At 63.4% G+C, this 7,438-nt stretch carries 8 protein-coding genes; 3 read left to right on the top strand and 5 right to left on the bottom strand.

Annotated features, from left to right (window positions below; all coding sequences use genetic code 11):
* Window positions 1–321: 321 nt before the first annotated feature.
* The 3 genes from AC1D0P_RS18490 to AC1D0P_RS18500 form a co-directional block, all read right to left on the bottom strand.
* Window positions 322–1,398: an acyltransferase family protein gene (locus AC1D0P_RS18490; RefSeq protein ID WP_477678086.1), complete on the bottom strand. Its 1,077-nt coding sequence runs from the start codon at window positions 1,396–1,398 to the stop codon at window positions 322–324.
* 241 nt (window positions 1,399–1,639) lie between these two features.
* Window positions 1,640–1,846: an oxidoreductase-like domain-containing protein gene (locus AC1D0P_RS18495; RefSeq protein ID WP_477678087.1), complete on the bottom strand. Its 207-nt coding sequence runs from the start codon at window positions 1,844–1,846 to the stop codon at window positions 1,640–1,642.
* A gap of 15 nt (window positions 1,847–1,861) precedes the next feature.
* On the bottom strand, window positions 1,862–2,137 hold the full coding sequence (locus AC1D0P_RS18500) for a hypothetical protein (RefSeq protein WP_477678088.1): 276 nt from the start codon (window positions 2,135–2,137) through the stop codon (window positions 1,862–1,864).
* A 260-nt stretch (window positions 2,138–2,397) separates the two neighbouring features.
* Here AC1D0P_RS18500 and AC1D0P_RS18505 point away from each other — a divergent pair, with 260 nt between their 5' ends.
* A complete protein-coding gene (locus AC1D0P_RS18505; protein ID WP_477678089.1) occupies window positions 2,398–3,264 on the top strand; it encodes a MipA/OmpV family protein in 867 nt (288 codons plus the stop codon).
* Between the two features lie 143 nt (window positions 3,265–3,407).
* Here the strand turns inward: AC1D0P_RS18505 and AC1D0P_RS18510 are convergent, their stop codons facing one another.
* Both AC1D0P_RS18510 and AC1D0P_RS18515 read right to left on the bottom strand, forming a co-directional pair.
* A complete protein-coding gene (locus AC1D0P_RS18510) occupies window positions 3,408–4,829 on the bottom strand; it encodes an ATP-binding protein (protein WP_477678090.1) in 1,422 nt (473 codons plus the stop codon).
* A complete protein-coding gene (locus tag AC1D0P_RS18515; protein ID WP_477678091.1) occupies window positions 4,826–5,491 on the bottom strand; it encodes a response regulator transcription factor in 666 nt (221 codons plus the stop codon). Before AC1D0P_RS18515 ends, AC1D0P_RS18510 begins: the two co-directional genes overlap by 4 nt.
* A 228-nt stretch (window positions 5,492–5,719) precedes the next feature.
* Here AC1D0P_RS18515 and ylqF point away from each other — a divergent pair, with 228 nt between their 5' ends.
* A complete protein-coding gene (ylqF, locus tag AC1D0P_RS18520) occupies window positions 5,720–6,688 on the top strand; it encodes a ribosome biogenesis GTPase YlqF (protein ID WP_477678092.1) in 969 nt (322 codons plus the stop codon).
* A 97-nt stretch (window positions 6,689–6,785) separates the two neighbouring features.
* A complete protein-coding gene (locus AC1D0P_RS18525) occupies window positions 6,786–7,373 on the top strand; it encodes a hemerythrin domain-containing protein (RefSeq protein ID WP_477678093.1) in 588 nt (195 codons plus the stop codon).
* Window positions 7,374–7,438 lie beyond the last annotated feature (65 nt).

The raw sequence follows: 7,438 nt of genomic DNA on the forward strand, positions 1-7,438 counted from the left end.
GCCGCCGCCCTGGACGCCGCGCACGGCGGCACGCAATACAGCGACACATTGACCGCCGCCAGCGCCGCCTTGCTCGACCCCTCCACCTTGCCCTCGGCCCGCGTGCTGGCGGCCATGGCCGGCAAGCACGACAACTCCTTCGTCAAGTTCGCGCGCGCAGTCCCTGCAAACGCAGGCCCTTCTGCAGGCCCAGCCCCTGGGCGCGGACGAGCTTGCCCGCTTTGCCGTGCTGACCGAGGAGTCCGTCCAGGCGCAAAAGAAGATCGAAACCTCGGACGCCTATTGAAAAGGACGGATGATTTATTGGTATGCGGTGCCGTTTCAACAAACTGCAGCTTTTCGATTTAACGATGTGCGATAAGCATCGATCTTCCTTTGGACCGCAACAAGCAAAATACTGAGCAGGAAAGTGAAAAGCAACACCTGTAGTGGGGGGCGGTTAATCCCAACTGACAAAAGAGCATCAATCACTAAAAAATGGGAGATGTAGACGGGGAAAGAGAACTCCCCWAGTTGCTTGTCAAGTACCGAATGCTTCGACCACTCAAACAGCAGAGGGATAGTCAGGGCCGCATAAGCGTAGCAAACCCAATACGCGGCTTCGCCCAACTTGTTGTGAATGACATTGAAAGATAGAGCCATCAAAATCGGAGACATGGCCACCAGCGCTACGGAAAATCTGGAACTGAACGCTTTCAGTACTTTTTCCTTTAAATGGGTCCAGATGGTGTAAGACAGCGATCCAGCCAAAAAAAGTGCAAGCTCGAATGGAAAAAATCCCGTGCCCCATGCCTCTTGCGATGAGTGATAAGTCCAGAAGATTACCCGCGACAAAATAGACAGGACAAATAATGCAGCGGCTACTCTCCAACGGAGGATAGCGAACGGGACAATCAGATAGAAAGTCAGTTCGCAGGCCAGCGTCCAGGCCTGTGGGACAAATTGATAGTGAAGAAGCCAAGGTAAGGGGTGGCTACGAACATCACTGGTTAGTTGCAAAGTTCCATCCGCAATTCGGTATGCAAACATCTGAAAGTCCATCCCAAACAATGTGATTTGGGGGACATAAACAAAAGCCCACGCCCATCCGGTCAAAGGTGCATCTATGGGGGCGACTAAAGGGGATTCGTAACCTTGGATGAGGCCGTACCAGGCGATTGGAATCGTCGTTAACAGGACAAGGAGATAGACGGGGTAGATCCGCAGTGCTCTGGATATGTAGAACGAACGCACGGGATTTTTATAGTGGCGGTAACGCTCATTCCAGACCATGGCCATATAAAAGCCAGAGATCAAGAAAAACATCTGTACTGCGAATCGCGAGTCAAACAATGGCTGCCGCAACTCAAGATGTTTGATTGCCACCATGAGTGCCAATAAAAGACGAAGCCCGCCCATCCGATTACCTTGTAGTCATGTTTTTGTTTAACTTCTGCAGGCTCGCATGATACCGTTAGCGCCCAGCGGCACCCACAGGTTGAGCACAAGCAGGGCACGCCTGAAGCGATGCTGGGCGACGCCGGAGCCAGGCAGCCGAAGGTCGTCATGCTGCGCGAGGCCGGCGCCTGGAGCTTGTGCAACCGGCGCCCGTGCTGTTCCGCCAGGGCGAAATGTTCGGCGAGCTGGGCCGCGCGGCCGTTTAATCGGCCAGCTTCAGGAGCGCCTCTTCGCGCCAATAGTCCACAGCCTCATACCAGCCCTCCCACACGCAGCCGTTGCAGCCGCGGCCGCAGCAGCTGTCGGGCTCGGAAGGTGGTTGACGCAGCGTGATGCCGGCTTCGGCGGCACGCCGTTGCAAGGCAGCGAACGTCGCCATCGCGGCGTCGCGGTCGGTGTTGTCCGGCATCGGCCCGGGGAAATGTCAGGCCTTGGCCGCCGCCGCCATGCGCCGGCGGGCGTAAAGGCCGATGAAGGCGCAGCCCAGCACCAGCGCGAACCAGCCCACCAGTGAGGACTTGGCCACGATGCCCTGCATGCCCGGTGAGCTGATGAAGTAGGGCGAGACCAGCACGCCCAGGCCTATTAGCACGCAGAGGACGCCTTTGATCATCAGTTCGTTGTTGGCCTTGAGGGCGGAAGCGGCCAGGCGGCGAGCGGGAATCACGGGTTTCTGGTCAGGTGCGGCGGGCAGGGGCATGAGGGGCTCGATAAGTGGATGGGTTGCAGGGGCGCTCGATGGCCCTGCTGTGCGTTCCGGCGGATCTGCCAGATTTGGCGCCGCGATTCCCCGATTGTCCTTCATCACGCCGGACCTGGATGTAACAGGCCCATGACCCGCGGCGCGGCCGGCTCCCGTGCTGGAGCAGCCGCGCTTAACGATTTCTTAATAGCGCTAAGAAGTCCTTAAATTCGCGTCGGCATGATCCGTTCCAGCTTAACCACCTGGAGAAACTGAAGATGACCTCTCGCCTATCGCGATCCGCCGAAAAGTCCGCATCGACCCGCGCCAAGCCCGCCGTGAAGCCAATGGCCGCCAAGCCCGGCGATGCGGCGGCCAAAGCCTCGCTCCCGCTGTTCTCGCTTTTCTTGCTGGCGGCCTTCGCGCAACCAGCCGCAGCCCAGCAGCAAGCCGTACAGGGCCAGGCCGAGGAGGCCTCTTCCTGGGGCCTGGGCGTCGGCGTCGGCGCGGAGCGCAAGCCCTACCGCGACTTTGACAACAAGACCAAACTGCTCCCGCTGCTCACCTATGAAAGCAAATGGATCAGCCTCTCCGGCCTCTCCGCCGACCTGAAGCTGCCCTCGGCCGGCCCGGTGTCCTTCCGCCTGCGCGCGCGTTACTCGATGGAAGGTTATGAGGCTTCCGATTCACCCTTCCTGGCCGGCATGGACGAGYGCAAGGACGGCATCTGGCTGGGCGGCGCGGCGATCTGGCGCAACGACGTCGCCAACCTCTCGGCTGAACTGCTGGGCGATGCCTCGGGCAACAGCAAGGGCACGAAGCTCAAGCTGACCGTGGACCGCCGCTTCCAGGCCGGCAGCTTCGACATCACGCCGCGCCTGTCCGCGACCCGGCTCGACGACAAATACGTGTCTTATTACTACGGCGTGAATGCAGCCGAAGTGCGCGCCGGCCGGCCCTTTTACCAGGGCAGCTCGGCCGTCAACCTGGAGGCCGGGCTGCGTGTGGGTTATGCGATCGCGCCTCGGCAAAGCGTCTTTCTGGACCTGAGCACCACCAAACTCGGTTCCAGCATCAAGGACAGCCCCCTTGTCGACAAATCCAGCCAGACGGGTGTGCGCGTCGGTTACCTCTATCGCTTCTAAGTAGCGCAGAGCTCGCAGGGCCCAGACCGGGCCGCGGCCCTGCACTTCAATCGGCGGCCCGCAATCTGAAGGAGTCATGAAGCATGCAAACCCACACGCTCTACCTTGTGAAGAAAATTGCCTGGCGTGGCTGGATACGAACGCTAAGCCGGTTGCGCAGGCGCCACGCCATCCCCACCTGAGCCGGCGGTTGCTGCCGGCAGCGGAAACAGAATCCGCACGCTGAAGCCCCTGCCGTCCAGCCCGGTCCCGGTCTCGATGGCGGCCTCGTGCAGCTGCGCGATGCCGGCCACCAGCGACAGGCCTATGCCGCTGCCGCGGCCGCCGTTGCCCGCGACGCGGTGAAAGCGCCGGAAGATCGCCTGGTGCTCGGCTTCGGGAACGCCCGGGCCGTTGTCGGCCACCTCCAGGCAGACCTGGTCCCGGCCGGCCGCTTGGCGGTAGCCGCAGCTGATTCTCACGCGACCGCCCTCGGGTGTGTAGCGCAGCGCGTTGTCCAGCAGGTTGCGCAGCAGGATGCCGATCTCGTCGACATCGCATTCAATCGGGCAGGGCGTGAGCGCCAGGATGATGGCGCGCCGCTGCTGCTGCGCCTGCATGTCGAACTCCTGGCTCACGTACAGGATGAGCTCGCTGAGGTCGGCCAGGCTTTTCTGCGGCGCGTTCACGCCTGCGTCCATGCGCGCCAGGTCCAGCAACTGGTCGGACAGGCGCGTGCTGCGTTCAACCACCGCCAGCAGCTTGACGAGGGCGGCGTCCTTGTCGGCCAGCGTGGAGGCGCGCAAGGCCACCTGGGCCTGCGCCTGCAGCGCAGACAGCGGTGTGCGCAGTTCATGGGCCGCGTCGCCGAYAAAGCGGCGCTCGCCCTGCATGGCCTGGTCCAGCTGGTCCAGCAGGTGGTTGAAGGACTTGACCAGCGGGCGGATCTCGGTGGGCAGCTGCGCCACCGGCAGCGGTGTGAGGTCGAACTTGCGGCGGCTGCGCACGGCCGCTTCCAGCGCCGTCAGGGGGCGCAGCGACTTGCCCACCGCGAACCACATCAGCAGGCCCGCCACGGTCAGCAGCAGCGTCGTCAGGCCCATCATCGCAAAGATCTTGTGGCGTATTTCCTGGTCGATCACGCTGTGCCGCACGGCCACCTGCACGCTGACCTCCCCGGTGCTGTCGGACACCGAGAAGATGCGCCAGCGCTCGCCGTTGACGGCGGCGCTGGTAAAACCGTCCTGGAAGGACGGCAGCAGCGGGACGCGCGGTGAATCCGGCGCTCGCACGATCAGCTCCTTGCGGTTCGTCCAGACCTGGAAGGTCAGGTTGACGTCGCGCGGTATGTTCTCGTCACGCAATTGCAGGCCGTGGCTGAAGGAGGGTTTGAGCTTCGCGCCGCTGGGAATGGCCATCAGTATCTTGGTGCCTATGGCCTGCAGCTTGCTGTCCCAATGGCTTCCCTGGCCGCGCAGGGTGTACACCAGCAGCACGCTGAGCGCGACCGCCCAGCACAGCGTGATGGCCAGGCCCAGCACCGCCAGCACGCGGCCCTTGAGCGACGCGGCGAAGCGGCACTTCACGGCTTGGCCTCGCCGATCATGTAACCCTGGCCGTGCACGGTGGTGATCAGGTGCTCGCCCAGCTTGCGGCGCAGCTGATGGATGAACACGGCGATCGTATTGCTTTCAATCGCCGAGGTGCTGCCGTAGACCACGTCTTCCAGGTGGTCGCGCGTGACCACGTGGCCGGGGCGCTCCAGCAGCGCCAGCAGCGTGCGGTATTCGTGCGCGCTCAGGGCCACGCGCGCGCCGGCCCGCGTCACCGCGCGCTTGCTGCGGTCCAGGCTGATGTCGCCGTAAGTGTGCACCGGCACCACCTTGCCCTGGCTGCGGCGTATCACGGCGCGCACCCGCGCCCAGAGTTCGTCGACCTGGAAGGGCTTGACGAGGTAGTCGTCGGCGCCCGCGTCCAGCCCCAGGATGCGCTCGCTGAGCTGGCCGCGCGCCGTCAGGATCAATACCGGCGTCACGTCGTAGCGCCCGCGCAGGGCCCGCAGCACCGTCAGGCCCGAATCGCCGGGCAGTCCCAGGTCCAGCAGCACGGCTTCATAGACATGGTCGACCAGCGCCAGGCGGGCGGATGTGGCGTCGCCGACGTGGTCCACCGTCCAGGCGATCTGGCGCGCGGCGTCGCACACCGCTTCGGCCAGCATCGCGTCGTCTTCTACCAGCAGCAGGTGCACGGAAAATCCTCTATCGGGGTTTGCTTGGGGTGGGCGGGGCCGTGGGGCGGCAGGCACTGATCGTGCCGAGGGCCGATTAATCACTTATTAACAGTTCAGGCAACAAATCAGGCGTAGGACGCCGCGTATTTTGCGGCATGGCGGCACCGGGGCCGCAGCGGCGACAATAGGGCATCGCCACGGCGCTCATGCCCGCCAACCCCCGAACCCAAGAAAGAAACGATCCAGATGGCCATCCAGTGGTTTCCCGGTCACATGCACCTGACCAAAAAAGCCATCAGCGAGCGCATCAAGGAAATTGATGTGGTCATAGAGCTGCTCGACGCCCGCCTGCCCGGCTCCAGCGCCAACCCCATGCTGGCCGAACTCACCAGCGGCAAGCCCGCACTCAAGGTGCTCAACAAACGCGACCTGGCCGACCCCACGCGCACGCCGCTGTGGCTGGACCACTACAACAGCCTGCCCAACACCCGCGCCATCGAGCTGGACGCCAGCGAGACCACGCCCGCGCGCCGCCTCATCGACGCCTGCCACGGGCTCGCGCCCACGCGCGGCACCATGGTCAAGCCCATGCGGGTGCTGATTTGCGGCATTCCCAACGTCGGCAAGTCCACACTCATCAACACCCTGACCGGCAAGCGCGCCACCAAGACCGGTGACGAAGCCGGCATCACCAAGGTCGAGCAGCGCCTGGTGCTGGCCGATGGTTTTTACCTATGGGACACGCCCGGCATGCTGTGGCCGCGCATCATCGTTGCCWAGAGCGGCTACAACCTGGCCGCCAGCGGCGCGATCGGCCGCAATGCCTTCGATGAGGAAGAGGTGGCGCTCGAGCTGCTCGACTACCTCATCAAGCACTACCCCGGCTTGCTGGAGGCGCGCTACAAGGTGGAGGTGACGCCCGGCATCACCGACGAGCAGCTGCTCGAAGAGATAGGCCGCAAGCGCGGCGCGGTGCTGTCCAAGGGCCGGGTCAACCTGCAAAAAGCCGCCGAGATCGTGATTTACGAATTCCGCGGCGCCACTTTGGGGCGCATCACGCTGGAGACGCCCGCCGAATACGCGGAATGGCTGGCCGCCGGCCGGTTGCTCGATGCCGAGCGGCAGGTGAAGAAAGACAAGATTGAGACCAACCGGCTGATCAAGTTCAAGAAGATTCCGCGGCCGGACCGATCCGGAGATTCCGGCGAATCCTGAAATTTGCGGAGCGGATGCGCGGCGCTTGATCTTCGTCAAGGCCGACGGCGGTGTTTCAGGCATTCTTGGCGGAGTACCCCACCCGCCGGAGGCCGCCATCCATAAACATGCCAGCGTGCAGATCATCCTCGATGAGCACGCATCCCTTTCCGCCATGCTCCGCTCCATGCTCATGATGGTGGCGCGCGGCCCGGGCGACCATGCGCAGAGATTCTTCGACGTGCTGCGGGCCATGCTGTTCTACATCGATGAATTTCCCGAGCGCTTGCACCACCCCAAAGAATCGAACCTGCTGTTCCCGCGCGTGGTGCGACTGGCGCCGGCGGTCATGCCCATCGTGGAACGGCTGGAGCGCGACCACATGAACGGTGAGAAGGCCGTGCGCGAACTGCAGCATCTGCTGCTGGCCTGGGAACTGCTGGGCGAGCCGCGCAAGCCAGCTTTTGAGCTGCACTGCAAACGCTATGTGGAGTTCTACCTGGAACACATGYGGCTGGAAGAATCGGTCATCCTGCCGGAGGCGGAAAAGGTGCTGGGCGAGGCCGACTGGAAGGAACTGGACGCGGACTTCCTGCAGAACCGCGATCCGCTGGCCAGCCGGCAGGCGGCCGACCCGGTGTACGACCGGCTCTTCTCGCGCATCGTGAGGGAGGCGCCGGCTCCCATCGGGCTGGGGGATGCCTAGCCGGGTCTTGTGCCGGCTTTCCGCGCCCTCGCCCTCTGCTGAGTGTTGCTGGCCGGGGGTAGCCC

This window comes from Polaromonas sp. P1_G2 (genome assembly GCF_056405515.1).

Bases quoted from the DNA above. Each gene is read 5' to 3' on its own strand.
- AC1D0P_RS18495 (WP_477678087.1), bottom strand. From the start codon at position 1,846: ATGCCGGACAACACCGACCGCGACGCCGCGATGGCGACGTTCGCTGCC.
- AC1D0P_RS18500 (WP_477678088.1), bottom strand. From the start codon at position 2,137: ATGCCCCTGCCCGCCGCACCTGACCAGAAACCCGTGATTCCCGCTCGC.